This is a genomic window from Azospirillaceae bacterium (assembly GCA_028283825.1).
Classification (GTDB): Bacteria; Pseudomonadota; Alphaproteobacteria; order Azospirillales; family Azospirillaceae; genus Nitrospirillum.
This window is the reverse complement of the sequence record JAPWJW010000003.1, coordinates 1,776,870-1,801,284: the sequence shown is the minus strand read 5'-3', so window position 1 is coordinate 1,801,284 and position 24,415 is coordinate 1,776,870. Positions and strand designations below refer to the sequence as shown.

The window sequence follows — 24,415 nt, the reverse complement described above, 5'->3', positions numbered from 1 at the left end:
CCCCCTAATCCCTGGGGCAAGCCGCATCCCGTCACAGGAACTTAACGCCCGTGTCCGTCCCTTCCCCGTTTCCGCCGCCGGCCGCCGCCCCGGATGGCGAACCGCCTTTCGACTTGGCCGCCCCCGCCAGTTACCGCTTCTGGGCGGATGAGCATGTGCGTTTCAATGACCTGGACCCGGTGGGCCACGTCAACAACAACGCCTTCGGGGTCTATTTCGAATCGGGTCGCGTGGCTCTGCACCGCGACTTGCGCCAGGCCACATCCTTCCCCGGCTATGCCGTGGTGATGCGCAAGATCACCATCGACTATCTGGCGGAGATCACCTACCCCAACGACGTGCGGGTGGGCACCCGCCTGATCCGGTTGGGCCGCACCTCCTGGACCACCGGGGCTGCCCTGTTCGTGGGCGACCGCTGCCACGCCACCAGCCATTGCGTCTCGGTCCTGATGGACGTCGCCACCCGCCGGCCGGCGCCACTGCCGGACAATTTGCGCACCGCGCTGGAGGGCTGGCTGTGAACCGTCGTCCCCCCAACAAGCCCGGCGCCGGCCGCCCCGGCAGTGCCGGTCGCCACCAGACCAAGCGCCCGCCGGCGCGGCCCTACCAGCCGCCGGTGGAACCACCCACCAGCGGCCCGGTCGAGATCGAGGTGGAAAGCGTGGGCGCGTTGGGCGACGGCGTCGCCCATTGGCAGGGCCATCGCCTGTTCGTGCCCCAGACCCTGGCCGGCGACCGGCTGATGGTCCGCCTGACCCAGCCGCGCGGCGAGGGTTGGCTGACCGAGCCCGTGTCCCTGCTGGCCGAGGGGCCGGGCCGGGCCGACCCGGCCTGCCGCCATTTCGGCCTGTGCGGCGGCTGCACCCTGCAACATCTGGACGCCGACACCTACGGCGCCTGGAAGGTGGAACAATTGCGTTACGCCCTGTCGCGCGCCGGCATCACCGACGTGCCCATGGCCCCGCTGGCCCGCACGCCGGCACATGCCCGCCGCCGCGCCGTGCTGGCCGGCGCCCGCCGGGGCCGGCGCATGTGGCTGGGCTTCAATGAACGCGCCAGCCACCGGCTGGTGGACATCGCCGAATGCGCCGTGCTGGCCCCCCGGCTGATGGACCTGGTGGCGCCCTTGCGCGCCCTGCTGCTGGACCTGCTGCCGGATGAGCACACGCTGGACGTGGCGCTGACCCTGCTGGACGACGGGCCGGACGTGGTGCTGATGGGGCTGCCCCAGCCCGATTTCGCCGCCCTGGAAAAGCTGGGCGCCTTCGCCCAGGAACACGACCTGGCCCGCCTGACCTGGTCCAAGCGGCCGGGCGCGCCGGTGGAACCCATTGCCCTGACCCGCACCGGCGTGGTGCGTTTCGGCCCCGTGGCCGTGTCGCCGGCCCCGGGCTCTTTCCTGCAAGCCAGTGCCGAGGGTGAGGCGGCGTTGGTGGCGGAGGCGCTGGCGGGTGCTGAAGGGGCGGCCCGTATCGCCGACCTGTTCGCCGGCAGCGGCACCCTGACCTTCCCGCTGTCCACCCTGGCGCCGGTGCACGCGGTGGAAAGCGACGGTGTGGCCATCACCGCGCTGGAGGCGGCGGCCCGGCTGCCCTCCGGTGCCCATCCCGTCACCGTGGAACGCCGCGACCTGTTCAAGGAACCGCTGTCGCCGGCCGAGCTGTCGGCCTACCAGGCGGTGGTGTTCGATCCGCCGCGCGCCGGGGCCATCTCGCAGGCGACGGCGCTGGCGGCGTCTTCCGTGCCGGTGGTGGTCGCCATCTCCTGCAACCCGGTCAGTTTCGCCCGTGACGCCGCCCTTTTGCTGGGCGGCGGCTATGTCCTGGAACGGGTGGTGCCGGTGGACCAGTTCCTGTGGTCACCCCATCTGGAGGTCGCGGCGCGTTTCCGTCGCCCTTGAGGCCAGGGCGGGTGTCGGTGCGGCACGGGGCGTGTTATAACCACGCCCCGTTGCACAATTCATAAGCGAGTCCGGCAGTCCCATGAGCAAGGCGCTTGAGATCCTGAAGTCCTACGCCCCGGCCACGGTGGCGGAGGAGAACGTGCTGAACGACATCCTGGACCGGCTGGGCCGCCGGACGCTGGACGCCGACACCGCCATCGAACAGATCATCGACCGCCTGGACTGGCCGCTGGACCGGGCGGCGGCGGAAGTGGATGCTTATTTAGAGTAGTTCCCTCAGACGGCGGGCGCGGCCATCCGGCCGCTTGCCTTGTCCTCAGTTTCCAGTCCGCTCCGCTCCCCGGAAACTTCCGGCGGACGCGGTCGCGTCCTAGTCGCTGCGCTCCGGAAGCATTATCTGGCACGGGTTTGGATAAAGGCGCTCATGAGGCTCAGTTCCGCCTGGAACTGGGCTAGGCCGCGACCGCGGCCGCCGGACCTTTTCGGGGAGCGGAGCGGACTGAAAAGGGAGGATAGCCAAGCCGGCGGATGCCGGCGCCCGGCGATTGAGGGCGCGCGCATCACTCAGTAATCCGAATAGTCGGCAAACCCACACCGGCGGCGGCGCGTTCGCGCAGGATTTCGCGGCGGAAGCGGTAGAGTTCGGCGGGGCGGCCGCCGGTGCGCACTTCCAGGGCGCCGGTCGCCTCCACCAGGCCGCCGGCGATCAGCAAGCGGCGGAAGTTCTGCTTGTGCAGGCGTATGCCCGACAGCGCCTCCACCAGGCGCTGCAACTGGAACAGGGTGAACTGCGGCGGCAGCAGGTCGAACACCACCGGCCGGTATTTCAGCTTGCCCCGCACCCGGCCGAACGCCGCCGCCAGGATGCGGCGGTTGTCCTGCGCCATGGGGATGCCGGTGGCGGCCTGCGCCTCGGGCTGCACCGGGCCGGACCACAGGACCGCCACGTCGGGCGGCAGCTTGCCGTTCTGCGCCAGCCGGGCCAGCACGGCGCGGTCGCGCGGCGCCTCCGCCACCAGACCCGCCTCATACAGCAACTCGTAACGTTCCAGCACGCGCTCGTAATCCCAGGCGTCGTCATCGGGGGCGAAGGTGGTGTGCACCCGGTCGCGCCGTTCCGCCGCCAGGTCCGGGTCATGCGTGGCCCAGCGTTCCAGCGCCGGCAGCAGGGTACGGGCGATCATCGGTGGCCGGCCGTCGCGCCAATCCTCCCACGGGAAATAGCTGTACCAGTCGTGCCATTCGGCGGCACCGGAGCCCGACAGCGGTGCCTCGCGCGTCAACGCGATATAGCCCACCGACACCACGCGGGCGTCGCCATCGACCTCGCGCAGGTCACGGTAACGGTCGCCGAAGGTGTACAGCTGTTCCACATAGCCCAGCGGCAGGCCCGTCAGTTCCGTCACCCAGCGGCGCAGGCCCTGTTCCAGGGTGCGGTGGCGTTCGGGCGCGAAGGGGCCGAAGGGCAGGGCGTCCCAGTCGCCGCTGGCCTGCTGCTGCGGTGTCGCCAGGTCGTGGGTCAGCCGGCGCACCACCAGCACGCGCGGCACCTCGCGCGTCACCGCCACGATGACGGCGGTCAGGCCGATCGACGCGCGTTCGGCCGGGGCTGGCGCGTCGGCGGCGAATGGGGTGCTGGGCTGCCGGTCGCTGGTCACGAGTCTCCCGCCAAATCTGTTTTAAAGGCACGTTTTCCGGGGGATGGCCGAAGGGCTGTCCCGGGGCGCGACAGAATGTGTTGTCCGGGACGCTTTTGACAGCAAGAGAAAGTTCACCGACCCCTGTTAAAAGACGACAATCTTCTTATTGTCTTGGGCGGCGGGATGCCCCTTCGCCACCACGGGCCTTCCGCCTATGGTATGCCCCGCGAATTAACGGGCCGCCCGTTCCCGTGAGACGGTCCGACTTCGGGAGAAGTGACCCATGGCGCTCAAATCTGAACAGCGCAAATCCGAACTGACCGAACAGATCGCCGCCAAGGTGCGCGACCGCCTTTCCCGCGAAAAGGCCGGCCCCGCCGAGCGCTTCGTACGGCAGTTCTACGCCAACGTACCCCCCGACGACATCCTGCGCAGCAGCAGCGACGAGCTGTATGGCGCCGCATTGGCCATGTGGCAGTTCGGCGCCAGCCGCAAGCATGGCGCCGCCCAGGTCCGTGTCTGCAACCCGAAGGTGGAACAGGACGGCTGGCATGCCCCCCACACCGTGGTGCAGATCGTCAACGACGACATGCCCTTCCTGGTGGACAGCGTCTCGGCGGAACTGAACCGCCACGGCCTGACCGTGCATCTGGTGATCCACCCGGTGGTGAAGGTCCGGCGCGACGCCGACGGCCGCCTGCTGGAGCTGTATGAGCCGCACGCCGCCCCGGCCGATGCCAAGGCCGAAAGCTTCATGCATGTCGAGGTCGACCAGCAGACGGCCCCCGAACTGGTGGAAAAGGTGCGCGCCGGCCTGGCCCATGTGCTGGCCGACGTACGCGCCGCGGTGGACGATTTCACCGACATGCGCCGCCGTGTGGCCGACACCATCGATGAGGCGCAGACGTCCGCCGAACCCCTGCCGGCCGAAGAGGTGGCGGAGGGCGTGGACTTCCTGCGCTGGATGGACGACGACCATTTCATCTTCCTGGGCGTGCGAGAGTACCGCTTCGGCAAGGAGGACGGGCAGGACACGCTGGACATCCTGGCCGGCGCCGGCCTGGGCATCCTGCGCGACGACGACGTTTCGGTGTTCGACGGCCTGCGCTATTTCTCCCAGCTGCCGCCCGACGTGCGCGCCTTCGTGCGCCAGCCGCGCGCCATCATGGTGACCAAGGCCAACAAGGACAGCACCGTCCACCGTCCGGCGCCGCTGGACGCCGTGATGGTGAAGCTGTTCGACGACAAGGGGGTGGAGATCGGCGAGCGGCTGTTCGTCGGCCTGTTCACCTCCGTCGCCTATAACCGCACCGCCCGCGAAATCCCCTACCTGCGGCAGAAGGTGAACCGGGCGCTGGAACGCGCCGGTTTCGACAAGTCCAGCCACGACGGCAAGGCCCTGCTGCACATCCTGGAAAGCTATCCGCGCGATGAGCTGTTCCAGACCGGCGATGATGAGCTGTTCGACATCGCCATGGGCGTGCTGCATTTGCAGGACCGCCAGCGTGTGGCCCTGTTCGTGCGCAAGGACCCGTTCGAACGTTTCGTCAGCGCGCTGATCTATGTGCCGCGCGACCGCTACGACACCGACCTGCGCCTGAAGCTGCAAGGCATCCTGGAGGGCGCGTTCGAAGGCCGGACGACGCAGTACCACGTCATGCTGTCGGAAAGCGCGCTGGCCCGCGCCCATGTCATCATCCAGACCACGCCCGGCAAGGTGCCCGACGTCGATGTCCGCGACGTCGAGGAGTCGCTGATCGAGGCGTCGCGCGGCTGGGGCGAGCGCCTGCAGCAGGCCCTGATCGACGCGAAGGGGGAGGAGGCCGGCCTGCGCCTGGCCCGCCGCTACCGCAAGGGCACGCTGGCCGAAGGCTATCGTGAGACCTACAGCCCCGAAACGGCGGTGATGGACATCGAACGGCTAGAGGCGGTGGCCGCCACCGGCCGGATCGCGCTGAACCTGCACCGCCCGGTGGAGGCCGAACCGCATGAGCTGTTCTTCAAGGCCTATCATGACGGCACGCCGGTGCAGCTTTCGCAGGCCCTGCCCATGCTGGAGGATCTGGGCCTGAAGATCCTGGCCGAGGGCGGCCCGTATGAGGTGCGGCTGCCCGGCCGTGACAAGTCCATCTGGATCCAGGACTTCGAGATGGAGATGGCCAACGGCCAGGCCGTCGAACTGGACACCGTGAAGGGGGCGTTCGAGGACGCCTTCATGCGGGTGTGGACGGGCGAGGCGCAGACCGACGGCTTCAACAAGCTGGTGCTGGGCGCCGGCCTGGCCTGGCGCGACGTCACCATGGTGCGCGCCTACGCCAAGTACCTGCGCCAGGCGCGGTTTGACTTCTCGCAATCCTATATCGAGGACACGCTGGCGGCCCATGTGGGCATCACCAAGCTGCTGGTCCGCCTGTTCCACCTGGCCCACGATCCGGCCGTGCTGGAAAAGCTGGGCCGGGAAAAGGTGGACAGCCAGCGCGCGGGCCTGGTGATCGAAATCGACCACGCCTTGGACCAGGTCACCAACCTGGATGAGGACCGCATCCTGCGCCGGATGCTGAACCTGATCCGCGTCACCCTGCGCACCAACTTCTTCCAGAAGGGCGCGGACGGCCACCCGAAGCCCTACCTGTCGTTCAAGCTGGACAGCCGGGCCATTGACGACCTGCCGCTGCCCCGGCCCCTGGTGGAAATCTGGGTCTACAGCCCGCGGGTGGAGGCGGTGCATCTGCGTGGCGGCAAGGTGGCACGCGGCGGCATCCGCTGGTCCGACCGCAAGGAGGATTTCCGCACGGAAATCCTGGGCCTGATCAAGGCGCAGATGGTGAAGAACGCCGTCATCGTGCCCATGGGCTCCAAGGGCGGCTTCGTGGTCAAGAACCCGCCGCCGGCCTCGGCCGGGCGTGAGGCGGCGCTGGCCGAAGGCATCGAATGCTACAAGACCATGATGCGCGGCCTGCTGGACATCACCGACAATCTGGTGAAGGGCCAGGTGGTGCATCCCGCCGATGTGGTGCGCCTGGATGGGGATGACCCCTATCTGGTGGTGGCGGCCGACAAGGGCACGGCCAGCTTCTCCGACATCGCCAACGGCGTCAGCCGCGACTACGGCTTCTGGCTGGACGATGCCTTCGCGTCGGGCGGGTCGGCCGGTTATGACCACAAGAAGATGGGCATCACGGCGCGCGGCGCCTGGGAGTCGGTGAAGCGCCATTTCCGCGAACTGGGCCGCAACTGCCAGGCCGAAGACTTCACCGTCGTGGGCGTGGGCGACATGTCGGGCGACGTGTTCGGCAACGGCATGCTGTTGTCCAAACACATCCGCCTGCTGGCCGCCTTCGACCACCGCCACATCTTCCTGGATCCCAACCCCGATCCGGCGGCCAGCTGGCAGGAACGCCAGCGCATCTTCGACCTGCCGCGTTCCTCCTGGGCGGATTATGACGTGTCCAAGCTGTCCAAGGGCGGCGGCATCTTCGAGCGTGGGGCCAAGTCGGTGCCGCTGAGCGAAGAGGTGCGCACGGCCCTGGGCGTGACGGCGGAACGCATGACCCCGGCCGACCTGATGCAGGCCATCCTGAAGGCGGAGGTCGACCTGCTGTGGCTGGGCGGCATCGGCACCTATGTGAAGGCCGATGACGAGAGCAACGCCGAGGTGGGCGACAAGGCCAACGACGCCCTGCGCATCGACGGCCGCCAGGTCCGCGCCAAGGTGGTGGGCGAGGGCGCCAACCTGGGCTTCACCCAGCGCGGCCGTATCGAGGCGGCGTCGGCCGGCGTGCGGCTCAACACCGACGCCATCGACAATTCCGCCGGCGTCGACACCTCGGACCATGAGGTCAACATCAAGATCCTGCTGCGCGACGTGATGGACAAGGGCAGCATGACCCTGCCCCAGCGCGACGCCCTGCTGGCCACCATGACCGACGACGTGGCCGATTTGGTGCTGGCCGACAACTACCAGCAGACCCAGGCGCTTTCGATCGATGAGGCGGTGGCGTCCGACACGCTGGACGATCTGGCGCGTTTCATCCGCCTGATGGAAAAGGCGGGCAAGCTGAACCGGACTATCGAATTCCTGCCGACGGATGAGGAAATCTCATTACGTGGCCATGCCCGCAAAGGCCTGACCCGGCCGGAGACGGCGGTGCTGCTGGCCTATTCCAAGATCGATCTGTACGACAAGCTGCTGGGATCGGACCTGCCGGACGACGCCAAGATGGCGGCCGACCTGGTCGATTATTTCCCCGCCGCCCTTCAGCAACACTACCCGCAGGCGGTGGCCGGCCATCAGCTGCGGCGTGAGATCATCGCCACCGTGGCCACCAACAGCATGGTGAACCGTGTCGGCCCCAGCTTCGTGGCCGAGATGGTGGAACAGACCGGCCTGGGCGAGGCGGACGTCGCCCGCGCCTATCACATCGTGCGCGACGCCTATGGCCTGCCGGACGTGTGGAAGGCCATCGACGGCCTGGACAACCAGGTGCCGGCGGCGACCCAGACGACCATGGGCCTGGCCACCCGCGCCCTGCTGCGCCGGGCGGTACCCTGGATCCTGCTGAACAGCGCCCATCCCCTGGACATGGCGGCCGGCATCGCCCGGCTGGCGCCGGCGGTGAAGGTGCTGTCGCGGGCGCTGGCCGACATCCTGTCGTCGGAGGCCGCCGCCGACCTGGCCGCCAAGAAGGACGAGCTGATCCAGGCCGGCGTGCCGGCGGAACTGGCCCATCACGTGGCGGCCTTGCCGGCCCTGGCGGCCGCCACCGACGTCAGCCAGATCGCGGTGGAGGCCAACCGGGCGGTGGAAAAGGTCGCGGCCGTGCACTTCGCGCTGGGCGAACGGCTGGGCTTCGACTGGCTGCGCGGTCGGGCGGCGGCGGTGAAGACCACCACCCACTGGCAGCGCCAGGCCCTGGGCGCCATCGTCGATGATCTCTACAGCCTGCAAGGCCGTCTGGCGGCCCGCGTGCTGGCGGGCGAGGGCGAGGATACCGCCGCCCTGATCGACGCCTGGCTGGCGTCCAAGGCCGGCCCGGTGGAGCGTATCCAGTCGCTGCTGGCCGAACTGCGCGGCGTGGCCCACCTGGACGTGGCCATGCTGGCTGTGGCCGCTCGCCAGTTGCGCGGCCTGACAGCAGGCTGAGGTTTTAAGGATCCTCAAGCATCCCGGCGTGCTGTCTTCACGGGCAGCCGCCGGGATCGTTCGCCCGTAAATTTCAACCCTGAATTTCCAAGGTCGGCGGTGTGGCTGCCGAGGGCGAACTGTCGCTTGCGCAATCCGGGGCGAGCCCATATTTATTGATTTCACACCGCACCATGGTGCTTTCCCGGGCATGGCGGATTCGCAGAATCTGCTAAATGCCGGGATGGGGCTGGGGCGGCGGGTTTTCCCCGGGTGACAGGTGCCCCCTTGACCGATTTCCACCCCGCCCAGACGGACTTCAGCGCCCTTGCCGGCAAGCGGGTGCTGCTGATCATTTCCGGCGGCATCGCGGCCTACAAATGCCTGGAACTGATCCGGCGTTTGAAGGAGCGGGGAACCCGCGTGCGTACCGTGCTGACGGCGGCGGGGGCGCAGTTCGTCACACCACTGGCGGTCCAGGCCCTGTCGGAGGACAAGGTCTACACCGACCTGTTCTCCCTGACCGACGAGTCGGAGATGGGGCACATCCGCCTGTCGCGTGAGGCCGACCTGGTGGTGGTGGCCCCCGCCAGCGCCGACATCCTGGCCCGCATGGCCGCCGGCATGGCCAACGATCTGGCGACCACCGCCCTGCTGGCTACCGACAAGCCGGTGATGGTGGTGCCGGCCATGAACGTGATGATGTGGACCAATCCCGCCACACAGGCCAACGTGCGCACGCTGGAAGGCCGGGGCATCCGCCGCCTGGGGCCCGCCGCCGGCGACATGGCCTGTGGCGAGGTCGGGTCGGGCCGCATGGTGGAACCGGCCGACATCCTGGCCGCCATCGCCGGCTTTTTCGCCGAACAGGCGGGGCCGAAGCCTTTGGCGGGCCGCCGCGCCGTGGTGACCAGCGGCCCGACGCATGAACCCATCGACCCGGTGCGCTACATCGCCAACCGCTCCTCCGGCAAGCAGGGCCACGCCGTGGCGGCGGCCCTGGCGGCCCTGGGCGCCGATGTGACCCTGGTCAGCGGCCCCGTCACCCTGGCCGACCCAATGGGCGTGCGTGTGGTGCGGGTGGAGACGGCGGAACAGATGCTGGCGGCAAGCCAAGCGGCACTTCCCGCCGACATCGCCGTCTGCGCCGCCGCCGTGGCCGACTGGCGGGTGGCCAACGCCGCCGGCGACAAGGTGAAGAAGGGCGCCGATGGTCCGCCCACCCTGGCGCTGGCCGAAAACCCCGACATCCTGGCCACCCTGTCCCGGCCGGGTCCCGATCGCCCGCGCCTGGTGGTGGGTTTCGCCGCCGAGACGCGCGACGTGCTGGCCTATGCAGCGTCCAAGCTGGACCGCAAAGGCTGCGACTGGATCGTGGCCAATGACGTGGCCACGGGCAGCGGCACCTTTGGCGGCGACGACAACCAGGTGCACCTGTTGCGCCGGGGGGCTGAGGCCGAGACATGGCCGCGTTTGAGCAAGATTGCGGTGGCCCAGCGCCTGGCGCAGGCCATCGCCGATATTTTCACATCTGATCCGAAAGCTGTTTGATGACCGAACCCGTTACCGTCGCCGTCACCCGCCTGGCCCACGCCCAGGACTTGGACCTGCCCGCCTATGCCACCGCCCAGGCCGCCGGCCTGGACTTGCAGGCGGCGGTGTCGGCCCCGGTGGTGATCCCGCCCCTGGGCCGCGCCCTGGTGCCCACGGGCCTGGCCATTTCCCTGCCGGTGGGGTTCGAGGCGCAGGTGCGCCCGCGGTCCGGCCTGGCGCTGAAAAGCGGCGTCACGGTGCTGAACGCGCCCGGCACCATCGATGCCGACTATCGCGGTGAGGTGGGCGTGATCCTGGTGAACTTCGGCGACCAGCCCTTCACGGTGGAGCGCGGCATGCGCATCGCCCAGATGGTGGTGGCCCGTCATGAGCGGGTGCAGTGGAACGAAGTGACCAGCCTGGATGAGACCGCGCGTGGCGCCGGCGGGTTCGGCTCCACCGGCGTCGCCGCCAGCAAGGTGTGAAGAAAATGGGGGAAGGGATGCTGCGGATTTCCAAGAAGCTGATGTTCGCCATCGAGGTGGTGCTGGACATCGCCTACAACGCGGGTTCCGAACCTGTGCAGTCGGGGGAGATCACGGGCCGCCAGGGCATCCCCAAACGGTACCTGGAACAGGTGCTGCAGGCGCTGGTGCGCGCGGGCATCCTGGCCGGCGTGCGCGGGCCGCGCGGCGGCTATCGCCTGGCGCGTGAACGCCGCCGCATCACGGTGGGGGAGATCGTGCGCATCGTCCGCGCCCTGGAGCAGGCGACCGACCCCATGGAAGAGGCGGTGGGGGCCGAGCTGGGCCGCCAGGTGGTGCGCCCGCTGTGGGCCGAGTTGCAGGACGACTGCATGCGCCGCCTGGACCAGACCACCATTGAGGATCTGTGCCTGCGCGCCCATCGTGCCGGCATCGAAAGCGAAGCGACCCATAAGCTGGACTTCAGCATCTGATACGCGCGGTGTTTGAACGCCGCGTTCAAACACCGCCCCTCAATCGCCGGGCGCCGGCATTTGCCGGCTTGGCTGGTCCTCAGTTTCCAGTCCACTACGTTCCCCGGAAACTTCCGGCGGCCCCGGTCGGGGCCTACAGCGGCCCGAGTTGGAATCTCGTGCCGCTGGTATAATCAGGGCATCTCATCAGGAAGGAAGCCAACCATGGCCGAGACCACCACCACCGGCGCGGCCTTCCGCGGCCGTGTCTATGACAGCATCCTGGAAACCGTCGGTGCCACCCCGCTGGTGCGCCTGAAGCGCCTGGCGGCCGCCCACGGCGTGAAGGCCGACATCATCGGCAAGTGTGAGTTCTTCAACCCGCTGTCCAGCGTGAAGGACCGCATCGGCCTGGCCATGATCGAGGAGGCGGAGGCCGCCGGCCGCATCAGCCCCGACCGCACCCTGCTGATCGAGCCGACCTCCGGCAACACCGGCATCGCGCTGGCCTTCGTGGCGGCGGCAAAGGGGCTATCGCCTGATCCTGACCATGCCGGAAAGCATGTCGGTGGAACGCCGCCGCATGCTGAAGCTGCTGGGTGCGGAAATCGTGCTGACCCCGCCGGCCCAGGGCATGAAGGGCGCCATCGCCAAGGCCGAGGAACTGGCGGCCGAGGCCGGTGACGCCTACATCCTGCAGCAGTTCAAGAACCCGGCCAACCCGGCCATCCACCGCGCCACCACGGCCGAGGAAATCTGGGTCGATACCGCCGGCGGCGTGGACTTCCTGATTTCCGGCGTGGGCACCGGCGGCACCCTGACCGGTGTGGCCAGCGTGCTGAAGGAGCGCAAGCCCAGCTTCCAGGCGGTGGCGGTGGAGCCTGAAGACAGCCCGGTGCTGTCCGGCGGCCTGCCCGGCCCACACAAGATCCAGGGCATCGGCGCCGGTTTCGTGCCCGACATCCTGGACACGCACCTGATCGACGAGGTGCTGCGTATCTCCAACCAGCGCGCGTTCGAGACGGCGCGTGAGGTGGCCCGGCTGGAAGGTGTGGCGGTCGGCATCAGTTCCGGTGCCGCCCTGGCCGCGGCGCTGGAATTGGGTGCCCGCCCCGGCAACGAGGGCAAGCAGATCGTCGTGATCCTGCCCAGCTTCGCCGAACGCTACCTGTCCACCGGCCTGTTCGACGGCCTGGATTGATGATGTGCCGGGGCCGGCCACAAGCGCGCCGGCCCCTTTCTTCTCCAAATCTAACCTAGGACGCGACCGTGTCCGCCGGAGCGAGCACCGCAGGGCGCAGCGAGGACAAGCCAAGGGCGCGGATGCGCCCGCCCGGCGCCTGAGGGCACCTGAAAATGGACTTTAATGACTCCCAGATCGAACGCTACTCCCGCCACATCATCCTGAAGGAGGTGGGCGGTGAGGGGCAGGCGCGGCTGCTGGCCGGGTCTGTCCTGGTGGTGGGGGCCGGCGGCCTGGGCGCGCCCTTGCTGCTGTACCTGGCCGCCGCTGGGGTGGGGCGCATCGGCATCGTCGATGACGACACGGTGGATCTGTCCAACCTGCAGCGCCAGGTGGTGCACGACATGGCCTCATTGGGTGTGGCCAAGGTCGACAGCGCCGCCGCCCGCCTGCGCGCCATCAACCCCGACGTGACGGTGGAGGTGCACCGCACCCGCCTGGGACCGCACAATGTGCGCGACCTGGTCGCGGCCTACGACATCGTGGCCGACGGGTCGGACAATTTCGCCACCCGTTTCCTGCTGAACGACGCCTGTTATTTTGAGCGCCGCACCCTGGTGTCGGCCGCCATGCTGCGTTTCGACGGCCAGATCTCCACCTTCAAGGCCCATCTGGGGCATCCCCACCCCTGTTACCGCTGCGTCTTCCCCGAACCGCCGCCGCCGGGCCTGGTGCCCAGCTGTTCGGAGGCGGGGGTGCTGGGCGCGCTGGCGGGCACGGTGGGGTCCTTGCAGGCGCTGGAGGTGCTTAAGGAACTGCTGGGCATCGGCGACAGCCTGTCGGGCCGGCTTCTGCTGTACGACGCGCTGGGGGCCAGCTTCCGCACCGTGCGGGTGAAGCCGGACCCGGACTGCCCGCTATGCGGCACCCACCCCACCATCACCGCCCTGCCGGGGGAGGTGGAGGCATGAGTGCACCCGGCCTCTCCATCGTCCTGCAATCGGCGGGTTTCGACCGCGTGCATTACGCCCTGGTCATGGCGACGGCCGCGGCGGCCATCGGCCGGCCCACCCTGCTGTTCGTCACCGGCGGCGCCCTGCGTTTCCTGCTGGCCGGCGATGGCTGGACGGGGCTGGGCGCGGCGGACGACGGCACGCCGGCGGTGGAACGGGAACGCCGCTACGCCGAGACCAACGTGGCCACCCTGGCGGAACTCACCGAGTCGCTGACGCCCCTGGGCGTGCGCGTCATCGCGTGTGAGATGGGCTGGCGCGTCCTGGGCCTGGAAAATCCCACCTTGCGTGACGATGTGACGGTCGAGACGGCCGGCGTGGTCACCCTGTTGCAGGCGACACCCGCCGGCGCCCATCTTATCCACCTGTGATCCCCTGAAAGCCCCCGCCCATGCCTGAATTGCCCGAGGTCGAGACCGTGGCCCGGGGCCTGGCCCTGAAAATGGAGGGCCGCACCCTGGTGCGGGTGGCCCAGCACCGTCCCAACCTGCGCACGCCCTTTCCCGCCGGTTTCGTGCAGCGCCTGACCGGCCGCCGCGTGGCCAGCATCGGGCGGCGCGCCAAGTACGTGCTGGTGCGCCTGGACGACGACCAGACCCTGCTGATCCATCTGGGCATGTCGGGCAGCATGGTGGTCAGCCGCGGGCCGGCGGGTCTGCCCGGCGCCCACGACCATGTGGTCATGGAAACGGACGACGGTTCCGTCGTCACCTTCAACGATCCGCGCCGCTTCGGCCTGATGGATCTGGTGGCGGAGGCGGAGCTTGAGGCCCACCCCATGTTGGCCAAGCTGGGTCCGGAGCCACTGGGCAATGGCTTCGATGCCGGCATTCTCTCATCCCGCCTGGCCGGCAAGATGACGCCCATCAAGTCGGCCCTGCTGGACCAGCGCGTGGTCGCCGGCCTGGGCAACATCTATGTGTGCGAGGCGCTGTTCCGCTCCAACATCCATCCGGAACGTTCGGCGGCCAGCGTGGCGGGCAAGGATGCGCAACGCCTGGTGCCGGCCATCCGCGATGTCCTGACGGAGGCTATCGCCGCCGGCGGCAGTTCCTTGCGCGACTACGTCCAGTCGGATGGCGAACTGGGTTATTTCCAGCATTCCTTCGCCGTGTACGGGCGCGAGGGCGAGGGCTGCCCCGGCTGTGACTGCGACATCGCGCGCACCGGTGGCGTGCAGCGGCTGGTGCAGGCCGGCCGGTCCAGCTTTTTCTGTGGCCGCCGGCAGCGCTGACCCCCGCCCGCGCTTGGGCGTTGATAGGGCGGCGTTGTTGGGCCAACTTAAGCGCCGGTCGCACAGGGGCGACATCATGGGCTTTCAGGAATCATCAATGCGCCTTGCCCTTACCGCCGTCGTCTCCGTCTGTTTGTTGCTGGCCCCGGGCCTTGGGCGCGCCGGCCCGGCGGAGCCCGGCTTCGTGCCGGGGGTGGAGGATCTGCCCCTGATGCCGGGCCTGACGGTCCCGACCAATGGCGCCATCGTCTTTGACCAGCCGGAGGGGCGCATCGTCGAGTCGTCGGCCCAGGGCGACGTGGCCGCCGACGCCATCAACGCCTTCTACACCCAGACCCTGCCGCAACTGGGCTGGCATGCCGCCGGAAGCGGCCGCTGGGCCCGCGACGGTGAGCGGCTGGAGATCACGGCGACTCGGGACGGGGCCGGCAGCCGGGCAGAAACCCTGGTGCGTTTCATCCTGCGGCCGCAGTAGTTTTTTTGCGCCCTCAAGCGCCGGGCGCCGGCGTCCGCCGGCTGGGCTCACGGGACCTTGCGGTCCGGGGCCGGCGGTCGCCGGCCTTGTGTCGCCCCGGCGGCCCGCGTGCCCGACTGCAACGAACGATAAAGAGAGGAACACCATGGCCGAGTTCGTGTACGAGAACATCCTGGTGGAGGTGCGGGGCCCCGTGGGCCTGATCCGCCTCAACCGTCCCAAGGCGCTGAACGCCCTGTCCGACGGGCTGGTGACGGACCTTGAGGATGCGCTGAACCGGCTGGAGGAAGACGCCGCCATCGGCGCCATCGTGGTGACGGGCAGCGAGAAGGCCTTCGCCGCCGGTGCCGACATCAAGGAGATGCAGTCCAAGACCTATATGGACGCCTACCTGGCCGACTTCATCACCAAGAAGTGGGGGCGCCTGGCCACCTGCCGCAAGCCCACCATCGCGGCGGTGGCGGGGTATGCGCTGGGCGGTGGCTGTGAACTGGCCATGATGGCCGACATCCTGCTGGCCGCCGACACCGCCAAGTTCGGCCAGCCCGAGATTACCATCGGCACCATCCCGGGTGCCGGCGGCACGCAGCGCCTGACCCGTGCCATCGGCAAGGCCAAGGCCATGGAACTGGTGCTGACCGGCCGCCTGATGGACGCGGCCGAGGCGGAACGGGCAGGCCTGGTGGCGCGCATCGTGCCCGCGGCCGACCTGGTGGATGAGGCGGTCCGGGTGGCGGAAAAGATCGCCTCCTTCTCCCGCCCCGCCGTGATGATGGCGAAGGAGGCGGTGGACCGCGCCTTCGAGGTGACGTTGGCCGAGGGCCTGCGGTTCGAACGGCGGCTGTTCCATTCCACCTTCGCCCTGGAAGACCAGAAGGAAGGCATGAGCGCCTTCGCCGAAAAGCGCCCACCCCAGTTCAAGGGGCGATAGTTTCTAGGGAGGGTATGAAGCTCAAGTAAAAGACGCATCATCTTGGGGATCGGAAGCGTGATCACCGATTCCTGGTTTTTGATTCGTTGAATCCGGGGGGCGGGAATGTCCTGCGCAAAGGGCATTCCACCCCCTTTCCACCGGCTTTCCGCCGGATATTAAGGTCCGTGCCGCTTGACGGTTCCGTGGGGAGGCGGTATAAGCCCGGCCTTCCACGGCAAGGGTCGTGTTCGAAAAGGGTTTGTCATGGCTAATCATAAGTCCGCTGAAAAGCGTATCCGTCAGACGGAAGTCCGTACCGAAGTCAACCGGGCCCGCGTGTCCCGTATCCGCACCTTCGTGAAGAAGGTCGAGCTGGCTCTGGAAGCCGGCGACAAGAGCGCCGCCGCCGAGGCCTTCAAGCTGGCCCAGCCGGAAATGATGCGTGGCGTCTCCAAGGGCGTGCTGCACCGCAACACGGTGTCGCGCAAGATTTCCCGTCTGTCCATCCGCATCAACGCTCTGGGCTGATAAGCCGGCCACCGCCGGGCGACGGGAAAATTCAGTTTTCCCCCAAGTCGCGCAACGGGGTGGTCCAGCCTTTGACCGTGGAATAGGAAGGGCCGCGTCCTGCCGGACATTGGCGGGGCCGCGGCCCTTTCGTTTTGCGCTGTCCGTTACTGCCTTTGCGCCACCCTATTCTTCCAGAATAGCCCGAAGGGTGGGTTCAAAAGAGAGCGGTGGGAGCATCAATCCGTCTTTTTTGTCTGTTCCCTTTTCGAACCTATTGCGAGTCCCGGGCGGCCCGACTAGCATCATCGGATGTGCGGGGTCGTTCTCCACGATGAAGTAATCAAGCGGCGGAAACGCCCGCATGAACCGGTGGCAGATGTATAAGGATGGGAACGCATTGCGCTTCACATCGTTCTGGCGGCGGTAGATTTCTGAATCTTTGAAGAAGATCATGCGTCTGTGGGGGATTCTTTAAAGTGAATCCCGCATGGCACGTGGTTCTGTTTGCGTCTCTAGGTTTTGGTCTGCCTGTTATTTCAGCGGAATGGCGCCATACGGGGCAGGGGCGATGCCCCGGAACCGGTGCCGGAAAACGTTCCGATGGGAGGATGAGGCGGTCACGGAGCCGGTGGGAACAGGGCCGACGACAGGGGCTGACGAAGCGGGGTTAGGGCGGATCGGATCGGGCGGGACCCCCAGGGGCCCTGTCGCATTTCCTTGGCCGTCGCGCCGGTCGTGTCCGGCCATCCACCGCTTTCATCGCCCCGGGCGTCGCCCGGATCAGCCCAGGGGAGTTCCCGACCTATTCGGAAGGGAGTATCCGGAAATGGGCGCGTTCCCGTATCAAGGTTCCGGTCCGATTTGACCCGGCGTCTGGCCGGCTGTCGTTGGCCGGTTGGTGTTCTTTTTCAGTGTCCGGGGTCCGGAAGGCGTTGGGGCAGGAGCAAAGCGGGAATGTCGGTTCAGGCATCTCTGGATCAGCAATGGGCGCGTGTCAGCGGTCGCCTGAAGGACGAGGTGGGCGAAACCGCGTATCGCAGCTGGCTGAAGCCGCTGACCGTTGAGGATTTCATCGGTGGGCAGGTGCGCATCGTCGTGCCCACACGCTTCATGCGCGACTGGATACGCACCCACTACGCCGATCGCATCCGTGCCCTATGGACGGGGGAAAACCCCGGCGTCCAATCCGTGGAGATCGTGGTCGCCCCCCCGCGTGGTGATGGCGCCATCGCCGGCGCCCCCGTGCGCGACGCGGCCAACACCGCCGCCCCCGCCTTCAGCGCCAGCCCGTTCGCGTCCGGCCCCTATACCCCCGCCGGGGACCTGTCGTCCGATCGCCTGCCGCATGAGCGCCTGGGCCCCGATACCGCCGCGGCCGAGGTGCCGGCCCTGCCGGCCTTCATCAGCGGCAACCCCCTGGGGGAGGAGCGCGACGACGTCTCGGCCCTGCTGGACCCGCGTTTCACCTTCGAGAACTTCGTGGTGGGCAAGCCCAACGAGCTGGCCTTCGCCGCCGCCCGTCGTGTGGCCGATGCCAACGCCGTCACCTTCAACCCGCTGTTCCTGTACGGCGGCGTCGGCCTGGGCAAGACCCACCTGATGCACGCCATCGCCTGGCACATCCGCAAGAAGGACCCCGCCCGCCGGGTGATCTACCTGTCGGCGGAAAAGTTCATGTACCAGTTCATCCGGGCGCTTCGGTACAAGGACACCATGGCGTTCAAGGAACAGTTCCGTTCCGTCGACGTGCTGATGATCGACGACGTGCAGTTCATCAGCGGCAAGGACAGCACCCAGGAAGAATTCTTCCACACCTTCAACGCCCTGGTGGACCAGAACCGCCAGGTCATCATCTCCGCCGACAAGAGCCCGTCCGACCTGGAAGGCATGGAGGAGCGGCTGCGCTCCCGCCTCGGCTGGGGGCTGGTGGCCGACATCCACCCCACCACCTATGAGCTGCGCCTGGGCATCCTGCAGTCCAAGGGCGAGCAGATGCGGGTGCAGATCCCGCTGAAGGTCCTGGAGTTCCTGGCCCACAAGATCACGTCCAACGTGCGTGAGTTGGAAGGCGCCCTGAACCGCATCGTGGCGCATGCCGAGCTGGTGGGCCGCGCCATCACCTTGGAAAGCAGCCAGGAGGTCCTGCACGACCTGCTGCGCGCCAGCAACCGCCGGGTGACGATAGAAGAAATCCAGAAAAAGGTGGCGGAGCACTACAACATCCGCCTGGCTGACATGAGTTCCGCCCGCCGGGCCCGCGCCGTGGCCCGCCCCCGCCAGGTGGCCATGTACCTGGCCAAGCAGCTGACCGCCCGCTCCCTGCCCGAGATCGGGCGCAAGTTCGGCGACCGCGACCACACCACCGTGATGCACGCCGTGCGCAAGGTGGAGGAGCTGTGCGCCACCGACCCCACCTTCTCCGAAGACGTGGAACTGCTGCGCCGCATGCTGGAGGGCTGATGCCCCCCTGGGGCGAGGTGGCTGCTTAAGGTCCCTCCCAGCGGCATGAGGATTTAACTCATGCCGCTGTAGGACGCGACCGCGTCCGCCGGAGCCTTTTGGGGAGCGAAGCGGACTGAAAGGCGAGGAAGCCCAAGTCGCCGGATGGCGACGCCCGGCGCGTGAGGGAGCATTTGATCGGTTATGATCAAATGCCGCGCGTATCCCGTCTTTCCCCCTCTTTCGGCTAGGTCGCGACTCGGCCTTCCGGCACCCCCGAAAATCGGTCAAAAACGCTGTCCCGACGCGGGGCTTGTGCTATGGTGAGCACCCCTTTTTCCGGGCCCTGTGGGGGGGCTTTGGGGAACTCTAAGGCAAACAATCAGCCGCGCCTCTCCGGGGCGACGGGTCAGCACAAGCGGAACGGCATGAAGATCACCATCGAACGCGCGGCTTTGCTCCGGTCTCTCGGCCATGTTCAGAGCGTGGTGGAGCGTCGGAACACCATTCCGATCCTGTCCAATGTCCTGCTGAAGGCCGAGAACGGCGAACTGGCGCTGACCGCCACCGACATGGACCTGGAGATCGTGGAGTCCGTGCCGGCCGACATCGCCCGCCCCGGTTCCGCCACGGCGCCCGCCCACACCCTGTACGACATCGCCCGCAAGCTGCCGGACGGCAGCCAGGTGGAGCTGGACTTCACCGCCGACACGCTGACCCTGCGGTCCGGCCGGTCGCAGTTTCGCCTGGGCGCCTTGCCGGTGGAAGACTTCCCGGCGATGAGCGGCGGCGACACCGGCCATGGCTTCAGCCTGTCGGCCGCCGACCTGAAGATGCTGGTGGACCGCACCAAGTTCGCCATCTCCACCGAAGAGACGCGCTATTACCTGAACGGCATCTACCTGCACGCTTCCAAGGCGAAGAACGGTACGGCCGAACTGCCGGTGCTGCGCGCCGTGGCCACCGACGGCCACCGCCTGGCGCGGGTGGAGATGCCCCTGCCGGAGGGGGCCAGCGGCATCCCCGGCGTCATCATCCCGCGCAAGACGGTGCTGGAAGTGCGCAAGCTGCTGGATGAGGCGGCGGACCGCATTGAGGTGCAGCTGTCCGACACCAAGGTGCGCTTCGCCTTCGACAGCATCGTGCTGACCAGCAAGCTGATCGACGGCACCTTCCCGGACTATGAGCGCGTCATCCCCACCGGCAACGACAAGGTGATGGAGGTCAACGCCGGCCAGTTCGCCGCCGCCGTCGACCGTGTCGCCACCATCTCCACCGAGAAGAGCCGGGCGGTGAAACTCAGCCTGGACCGGGGCATCCTGACCCTGTCCGCATCCAGCCCCGAGGCCGGCTCCGCGACGGAAGAGATCGAGGTCAGCTACGACAACACCGCGCTGGAGATCGGCTTCAACAGCCGCTACCTGCTGGACATCACCCAGCAGATCGAAGGCGACGGCGTGCGCTTCACCCTGGCCGATGCCGGCTCCCCCACCGTCGTGCGCGACGTGGCCGACGGCTCGGCCCTTTACGTGCTGATGCCGATGCGCGTTTGAGGTTGGGTTTGACCTCAAGCCAGCGGCGGTAGCGGCTCCGTGCATATGGGCGCCATGTCCACAGAACAGCCGCCCCCCGCCGGGGGGCCGGAAGAGGTCGGCTTGCCGACCGGTGCTGTTGTGGCGCCGGGGGCCGTGTTGGCTGTCACCCGCCTGACGGTCACGCGTTTCCGTTCCTACAATCAGGCCCGCCTGTTCCTGGACCGGCGGCCGGTGGCGCTGACGGGCCCCAACGGGGCCGGCAAGACCAATTTGCTGGAAGCCGTCAGCTTCCTCAGCCCCGGCCGTGGCCTGCGCCGCGCCAAATTGGCGGAGGTGGAACGGCTGCAGGCCCCGGGTGAGGTGTGGGAAACGCCCGGCTGGGCGGTGGCCGCCCAGGTGGAAACGGCCTTGGGCCCGGTGGAGATCGGCACCGGCCGCGATCCGGGCGAGGGGGCGGAACGCCGCCTGGTCCATATCGATGGCCGGCCGGCCAAAAGCCAGATGGCACTGGCGCAATATGTATCCTGTGTCTGGCTGACGCCGCAGATGGACCGCCTGTTCGTGGAGGGGGCGTCCGGCCGCCGCCGTTTCCTGGACCGGCTGGTGTTCGGCTTCGATCCCGACCATGCCAGCCGGCTCAGCCGGTTCGAACAGTCCTCGCGGGAACGCGCCCGGCTGCTGCGTGAGGGCGGCGACCCGTCCTGGCTGACGGTGCTGGAGGATCAGATGGCTACCAGCGGCATCGCCGTGGCCGCCGCCCGGCGTGAGGTGGTGGCTCGCCTGGCCGCCGCCTGCCGCCGGGGCGTGGGGCCGTTCCCGGCGCCTGGCCTGGTGCTCACCGGCAAGGTCGACGACTGGCTGGCCGACCGGCCGGCGCTGGAGGCCGAGGACGCGCTGCGCCAGGCCCTGGCAGGCGCGCGGCGGATCGACGCGCAGGCGGGCATCACCACCATCGGGCCGCACCGCAGCGACCTGGCGGTGACCTACCTGGCCAAGGACATGCCGGCGGAGCTGGGTTCCACCGGTGAGCAGAAGGCCCTGCTGATCGCCATCGTGCTGGCCAACGCCCGGCTGATGGCGGCGGACGGCGGGGCGCCGCCCCTGCTGCTGCTGGACGAGGTGGCGGCCCATCTGGACGCCGAACGGCGCACCGCCCTGTTCCAGGAGGTGCTGGCCACCGGGTCCCAGGCGTGGATGACCGGCACCGATGCCGCCACCTTCGCCGAGCTGGGCGACCTCGCCACCCATGTGCGGGTGGCGGACGGCGGTGCCGTGGCGGGCGCCGGTTGAATCACCCTGGCGGGGGGCAGTCTTCCCCCAAAGTTATGACGGTTTTGCCCCTGGGCGACGCGATATCTGGTAGAGTGAATTCATGGCAAACGAAGCTCTGACGACCCCCGACTCCGCCGCCGACGAATATGGCGCCAGCTCCATCAAGGTGCTGAAAGGCCTCGACGCGGTGCGTAAGCGCCCCGGCATGTATATCGGCGATACCGACGATGGTTCCGGCCTGCACCACATGGTGTACGAGGTCGTGGACAACGCCATCGACGAGGCGTTGGCCGGGTACTGTACGCGCGTGGACGTGATCCTGAATCCCGACGGTTCGTGCACCGTGCGCGACGACGGGCGCGGCATCCCGGTGGACATGCACGTGGAAGAGGGCGTGTCGGCGGCCGAGGTCATCATGACCCAGTTGCATGCCGGCGGTAAGTTTGACCAGAACAGCTACAAGGTCTCCGGCGGCCTGCACGGCGTGGGCGTGTCGGTGGTGAACGCGCTGTCGGAAATCCTGGATCTGCGCATCTGGCGCCAGGGCCGCGTCTGGGAAATGCGCTTCAGCCATGGCGAGGCGCAGGCCCCCCTGGCCAATGTCGGCGTGGCGCCGCTGAAGGCCGACGGCCGTCCCCTGTCGGGGACGGAGGTGACCTTCCTGCCGTCCAAGGGCACCTTCACCAAGACGGAATTCGATTACCAGACGCTGGAACACCGCCTGCGCGAACTGGCGTTCCTGAATTCCGGCGTCACCCTGTACCTGACCGACGCGCGCGGTGTGGAATCCAAGTCCTGCGAACTGCATTACGAAGGTGGGCTTGAGGCCTTCGTGCAGTGGCTGGACCGCTCCAAGACGGCGGTGCACAAGCCGGCCATCGCCTTGCGCGCCGAACGGGCGAGCGACCTGGGCGGCACCATCGGCGTGGAAGTGGCGCTGCAGTGGAACGACAGCTATCACGAGAGCACGCTGTGCTTCACCAACAACATCCCGCAGCGTGACGGCGGCACCCATCTGGCGGGTTTCCGCGGCGCGCTGACGCGCACGCTGAACAACTACGCCAATGAGAGCGGCATCGCGAAAAAGGAAAAGGTGGCGCTGTCGGGCGACGACATGCGCGAAGGCCTGACCTGCGTGCTGTCGGTGAAGGTTCCGGATCCGAAATTTTCCAGCCAGACCAAGGATAAGCTGGTCTCGTCCGAGGTCCGGCCGGTGGTCGAGGCCGTGGTGGCCGAGGCGCTGGCCACCTGGCTGGAGGAACATCCCGCCGATGCCAAGCGCATCATCGGCAAGGTGGTCGAGGCCGCCGCCGCCCGCGAGGCTGCGCGCAAGGCGCGTGAGCTGACGCGGCGCAAGGGTGCGCTCGACATCGCCTCGCTGCCCGGCAAGCTGGCCGACTGCCAGGAACGGGACCCGGCCTTGAGCGAACTGTTCCTGGTGGAGGGCGACAGCGCCGGCGGGTCCGCCAAGCAGGGCCGCTCGCGCCAGTTCCAGGCCATCCTGCCCCTGCGCGGCAAGATCCTGAACGTGGAGCGCGCGCGCTTCGACAAGATGCTGTCCTCCGCCGAGATCGGCACCCTGATTGCCGCCTTGGGCACCGGCATCGGGCGGGAAGAGTTCAACGCGGAAAAGGCGCGCTACCACAAGGTCATCATCATGACCGACGCCGACGTGGACGGCGCGCACATCCGGACATTGCTGCTGACCTTCTTCTATCGCCAGATGCCTGAGCTGATCGACCGCGGCTACCTCTACATCGCCCAGCCGCCGCTCTACCGCGTGAAGCGCGGCACGGCCAAGGAACGCTACCTGAAGGACGACCGGGCGCTGGACGATTACCTGATCGGCCAGGGGCTGGAGGACGTGGCCCTGGTGGCGGCCGACGGCGGCCAGCGCACCAGTGAGGAATTGCGCGGCGTGGTGGAGCAGGCGCGTGCCGCCCGCCACCAGCTGCAGGCCCTGACCCGCAAAGTGGGCAATGCGGCGGTGGTGGAACAGGCGGCCGTGGCCGGCGGGCTGTCCATGACCCTGCTGGCCGATGAGGCCCGCTGTGACGAACTGGCCCGGCTGGTGGCCGACCGCCTGAACCGCATCGAGGCCCAGGCCAACGGCATCGAGGGTGCCGCCGTCGGCATCGGCGCCTGGCAGGGCGAGCGGGCGCGTGAGGGCGGCCTGATGCTGTTCCGCACCAGCCGTGGCGTCACCCACCGCCACATCCTGGACGCCGACGTGCTGAAGAGTGTCGAGGCCCGGCGCCTGGACGCGATGGCCGACTTCCTGAAGGCCGTGTTCACCGAGCCCTCCACCCTGACCTATCGCGGCCGCACCAACCGCCCCATCGTCGGCCCCACCGGCCTGATGGAAGCGGTGCTGGAACAGGGCCGCCAGGGCCTGTCCATCCAGCGCTACAAGGGCCTGGGCGAGATGAATCCGGACCAGCTGTGGGAAACCACGCTGGACCCCAAGATCCGCTCGCTGCTGCAGGTCAAGGTCAACCACGTGGACGAGGCGGAGGAGGTATTCTCCACCCTCATGGGCGACATCGTCGAACCCCGCCGCGACTTCATCCAGGAAAACGCACTGAAGGTGGCGAACCTGGACGTCTGATGCGTCGGCGTTTGTGCGCTGACCCATGACGTGAAAAATCAGTCGTCTGAGAAGAATGGACCTGATCGGCCCGGGTGGAGCTGATCAGGTCCATTTTA

General features: G+C 68.0%; 19 protein-coding genes and 1 pseudogene. 18 read left to right on the top strand and 2 right to left on the bottom strand.

Going from position 1 to position 24,415, the window contains the following annotated elements; genetic code table 11:
* Positions 1 to 50: 50 nt before the first annotated feature.
* From PW843_20120 to PW843_20110, 3 genes are all read left to right on the top strand, one after another.
* On the top strand, positions 51 to 521 hold the full coding sequence (locus PW843_20120) for a thioesterase family protein (protein MDE1148879.1): 471 nt from the start codon (positions 51 to 53) through the stop codon (positions 519 to 521).
* Positions 518 to 1,900, top strand: a complete 1,383-nt coding sequence (locus PW843_20115) for a class I SAM-dependent RNA methyltransferase (GenBank protein ID MDE1148878.1) — start codon at positions 518 to 520, stop codon at positions 1,898 to 1,900. The genes PW843_20120 and PW843_20115 overlap by 4 nt, the downstream gene beginning before the upstream one ends.
* Before the next feature lie 82 nt (positions 1,901 to 1,982).
* Positions 1,983 to 2,174 carry a hypothetical protein gene (locus PW843_20110; GenBank protein MDE1148877.1) on the top strand — a complete coding sequence of 64 codons (192 nt, stop codon included), beginning with the start codon at positions 1,983 to 1,985 and terminating at the stop codon, positions 2,172 to 2,174.
* A gap of 289 nt (positions 2,175 to 2,463) precedes the next feature.
* Here the strand turns inward: PW843_20110 and PW843_20105 are convergent, their stop codons facing one another.
* Positions 2,464 to 3,492 carry a hypothetical protein gene (locus PW843_20105; GenBank protein ID MDE1148876.1) on the bottom strand — a complete coding sequence of 343 codons (1,029 nt, stop codon included), beginning with the start codon at positions 3,490 to 3,492 and terminating at the stop codon, positions 2,464 to 2,466.
* Between the two features lie 334 nt (positions 3,493 to 3,826).
* Between PW843_20105 and PW843_20100 the strand changes: the two genes are divergently transcribed.
* The 11 genes and pseudogenes from PW843_20100 to rpsT all read left to right on the top strand — a co-directional run bounded on the left by PW843_20100 (position 3,827) and on the right by rpsT (position 16,481).
* A complete protein-coding gene (locus PW843_20100; protein MDE1148875.1) occupies positions 3,827 to 8,686 on the top strand; it encodes an NAD-glutamate dehydrogenase in 4,860 nt (1,619 codons plus the stop codon).
* 267 nt (positions 8,687 to 8,953) lie between these two features.
* Positions 8,954 to 10,216: a bifunctional phosphopantothenoylcysteine decarboxylase/phosphopantothenate--cysteine ligase CoaBC gene (gene coaBC / locus PW843_20095; protein MDE1148874.1), complete on the top strand. Its 1,263-nt coding sequence runs from the start codon at positions 8,954 to 8,956 to the stop codon at positions 10,214 to 10,216.
* Complete coding sequence (dut, locus tag PW843_20090; GenBank protein ID MDE1148873.1) at positions 10,216 to 10,683, top strand: dUTP diphosphatase; 468 nt, start codon at positions 10,216 to 10,218, stop codon at positions 10,681 to 10,683. Before coaBC ends, dut begins: the two co-directional genes overlap by 1 nt.
* A 17-nt stretch (positions 10,684 to 10,700) precedes the next feature.
* Positions 10,701 to 11,156 carry an Rrf2 family transcriptional regulator gene (locus PW843_20085; GenBank protein ID MDE1148872.1) on the top strand — a complete coding sequence of 152 codons (456 nt, stop codon included), beginning with the start codon at positions 10,701 to 10,703 and terminating at the stop codon, positions 11,154 to 11,156.
* 204 nt (positions 11,157 to 11,360) lie between these two features.
* Positions 11,361 to 12,336: pseudogene (gene cysK / locus PW843_20080) on the top strand (cysteine synthase A).
* 155 nt (positions 12,337 to 12,491) lie between these two features.
* Positions 12,492 to 13,289 (top strand): molybdopterin-synthase adenylyltransferase MoeB, encoded by a 798-nt coding sequence (moeB, locus tag PW843_20075; GenBank protein ID MDE1148871.1) that lies wholly within the window; start codon positions 12,492 to 12,494, stop codon positions 13,287 to 13,289.
* Positions 13,286 to 13,702 carry a DsrE family protein gene (locus tag PW843_20070; protein MDE1148870.1) on the top strand — a complete coding sequence of 139 codons (417 nt, stop codon included), beginning with the start codon at positions 13,286 to 13,288 and terminating at the stop codon, positions 13,700 to 13,702. Before moeB ends, PW843_20070 begins: the two co-directional genes overlap by 4 nt.
* A 20-nt stretch (positions 13,703 to 13,722) precedes the next feature.
* Positions 13,723 to 14,565, top strand: a complete 843-nt coding sequence (mutM, locus tag PW843_20065; protein ID MDE1148869.1) for a bifunctional DNA-formamidopyrimidine glycosylase/DNA-(apurinic or apyrimidinic site) lyase — start codon at positions 13,723 to 13,725, stop codon at positions 14,563 to 14,565.
* Positions 14,566 to 14,662: 97 nt separating this feature from the next.
* Entirely contained in the window at positions 14,663 to 15,040 is a 378-nt protein-coding gene (locus PW843_20060; GenBank protein MDE1148868.1) for a hypothetical protein, read from the top strand.
* Positions 15,041 to 15,185: 145 nt separating this feature from the next.
* Entirely contained in the window at positions 15,186 to 15,971 is a 786-nt protein-coding gene (locus PW843_20055; GenBank protein MDE1148867.1) for an enoyl-CoA hydratase, read from the top strand.
* A gap of 246 nt (positions 15,972 to 16,217) precedes the next feature.
* Positions 16,218 to 16,481 (top strand): 30S ribosomal protein S20, encoded by a 264-nt coding sequence (gene rpsT, locus PW843_20050; GenBank protein ID MDE1148866.1) that lies wholly within the window; start codon positions 16,218 to 16,220, stop codon positions 16,479 to 16,481.
* Between the two features lie 165 nt (positions 16,482 to 16,646).
* Here the strand turns inward: rpsT and PW843_20045 are convergent, their stop codons facing one another.
* Positions 16,647 to 16,916 carry a hypothetical protein gene (locus PW843_20045; GenBank protein ID MDE1148865.1) on the bottom strand — a complete coding sequence of 90 codons (270 nt, stop codon included), beginning with the start codon at positions 16,914 to 16,916 and terminating at the stop codon, positions 16,647 to 16,649.
* Between the two features lie 501 nt (positions 16,917 to 17,417).
* Between PW843_20045 and dnaA the strand changes: the two genes are divergently transcribed.
* The 4 genes from dnaA (at position 17,418) to gyrB (ending at position 24,317) form a co-directional block, all read left to right on the top strand.
* The gene (gene dnaA / locus PW843_20040; GenBank protein ID MDE1148864.1) at positions 17,418 to 18,923 is read left to right on the top strand and encodes a chromosomal replication initiator protein DnaA; all 1,506 of its coding nucleotides are present in this window, start codon (positions 17,418 to 17,420) and stop codon (positions 18,921 to 18,923) included.
* A gap of 407 nt (positions 18,924 to 19,330) precedes the next feature.
* Positions 19,331 to 20,455, top strand: coding sequence for a DNA polymerase III subunit beta (gene dnaN, locus PW843_20035; protein MDE1148863.1), 1,125 nt, complete (start codon positions 19,331 to 19,333; stop codon positions 20,453 to 20,455).
* 54 nt (positions 20,456 to 20,509) lie between these two features.
* Positions 20,510 to 21,727, top strand: a complete 1,218-nt coding sequence (recF, locus tag PW843_20030; protein MDE1148862.1) for a DNA replication/repair protein RecF — start codon at positions 20,510 to 20,512, stop codon at positions 21,725 to 21,727.
* Between the two features lie 82 nt (positions 21,728 to 21,809).
* Positions 21,810 to 24,317, top strand: coding sequence for a DNA topoisomerase (ATP-hydrolyzing) subunit B (gene gyrB, locus PW843_20025; GenBank protein MDE1148861.1), 2,508 nt, complete (start codon positions 21,810 to 21,812; stop codon positions 24,315 to 24,317).
* Positions 24,318 to 24,415 lie beyond the last annotated feature (98 nt).

What these genes read in the sequence shown, in the direction of transcription:
- PW843_20085 (MDE1148872.1), top strand. Translation starts at nt 10,701, where the DNA reads ATGCTGCGGATTTCCAAGAAGCTGATGTTCGCCATCGAGGTGGTGCTG.
- dnaN (MDE1148863.1), top strand. Translation starts at nt 19,331, where the DNA reads ATGAAGATCACCATCGAACGCGCGGCTTTGCTCCGGTCTCTCGGCCAT.
- PW843_20100 (MDE1148875.1), top strand. Translation starts at nt 3,827, where the DNA reads ATGGCGCTCAAATCTGAACAGCGCAAATCCGAACTGACCGAACAGATC.
- dnaA (MDE1148864.1), top strand. Translation starts at nt 17,418, where the DNA reads ATGTCGGTTCAGGCATCTCTGGATCAGCAATGGGCGCGTGTCAGCGGT.
- gyrB (MDE1148861.1), top strand. Translation starts at nt 21,810, where the DNA reads ATGGCAAACGAAGCTCTGACGACCCCCGACTCCGCCGCCGACGAATAT.
- PW843_20070 (MDE1148870.1), top strand. Translation starts at nt 13,286, where the DNA reads ATGAGTGCACCCGGCCTCTCCATCGTCCTGCAATCGGCGGGTTTCGAC.
- dut (MDE1148873.1), top strand. Translation starts at nt 10,216, where the DNA reads ATGACCGAACCCGTTACCGTCGCCGTCACCCGCCTGGCCCACGCCCAG.
- PW843_20110 (MDE1148877.1), top strand. Translation starts at nt 1,983, where the DNA reads ATGAGCAAGGCGCTTGAGATCCTGAAGTCCTACGCCCCGGCCACGGTG.
- PW843_20060 (MDE1148868.1), top strand. Translation starts at nt 14,663, where the DNA reads ATGCGCCTTGCCCTTACCGCCGTCGTCTCCGTCTGTTTGTTGCTGGCC.
- rpsT (MDE1148866.1), top strand. Translation starts at nt 16,218, where the DNA reads ATGGCTAATCATAAGTCCGCTGAAAAGCGTATCCGTCAGACGGAAGTC.
- recF (MDE1148862.1), top strand. Translation starts at nt 20,510, where the DNA reads ATGTCCACAGAACAGCCGCCCCCCGCCGGGGGGCCGGAAGAGGTCGGC.
- PW843_20045 (MDE1148865.1), bottom strand. Translation starts at nt 16,916, where the DNA reads ATGATCTTCTTCAAAGATTCAGAAATCTACCGCCGCCAGAACGATGTG.
- moeB (MDE1148871.1), top strand. Translation starts at nt 12,492, where the DNA reads ATGGACTTTAATGACTCCCAGATCGAACGCTACTCCCGCCACATCATC.
- PW843_20055 (MDE1148867.1), top strand. Translation starts at nt 15,186, where the DNA reads ATGGCCGAGTTCGTGTACGAGAACATCCTGGTGGAGGTGCGGGGCCCC.
- mutM (MDE1148869.1), top strand. Translation starts at nt 13,723, where the DNA reads ATGCCTGAATTGCCCGAGGTCGAGACCGTGGCCCGGGGCCTGGCCCTG.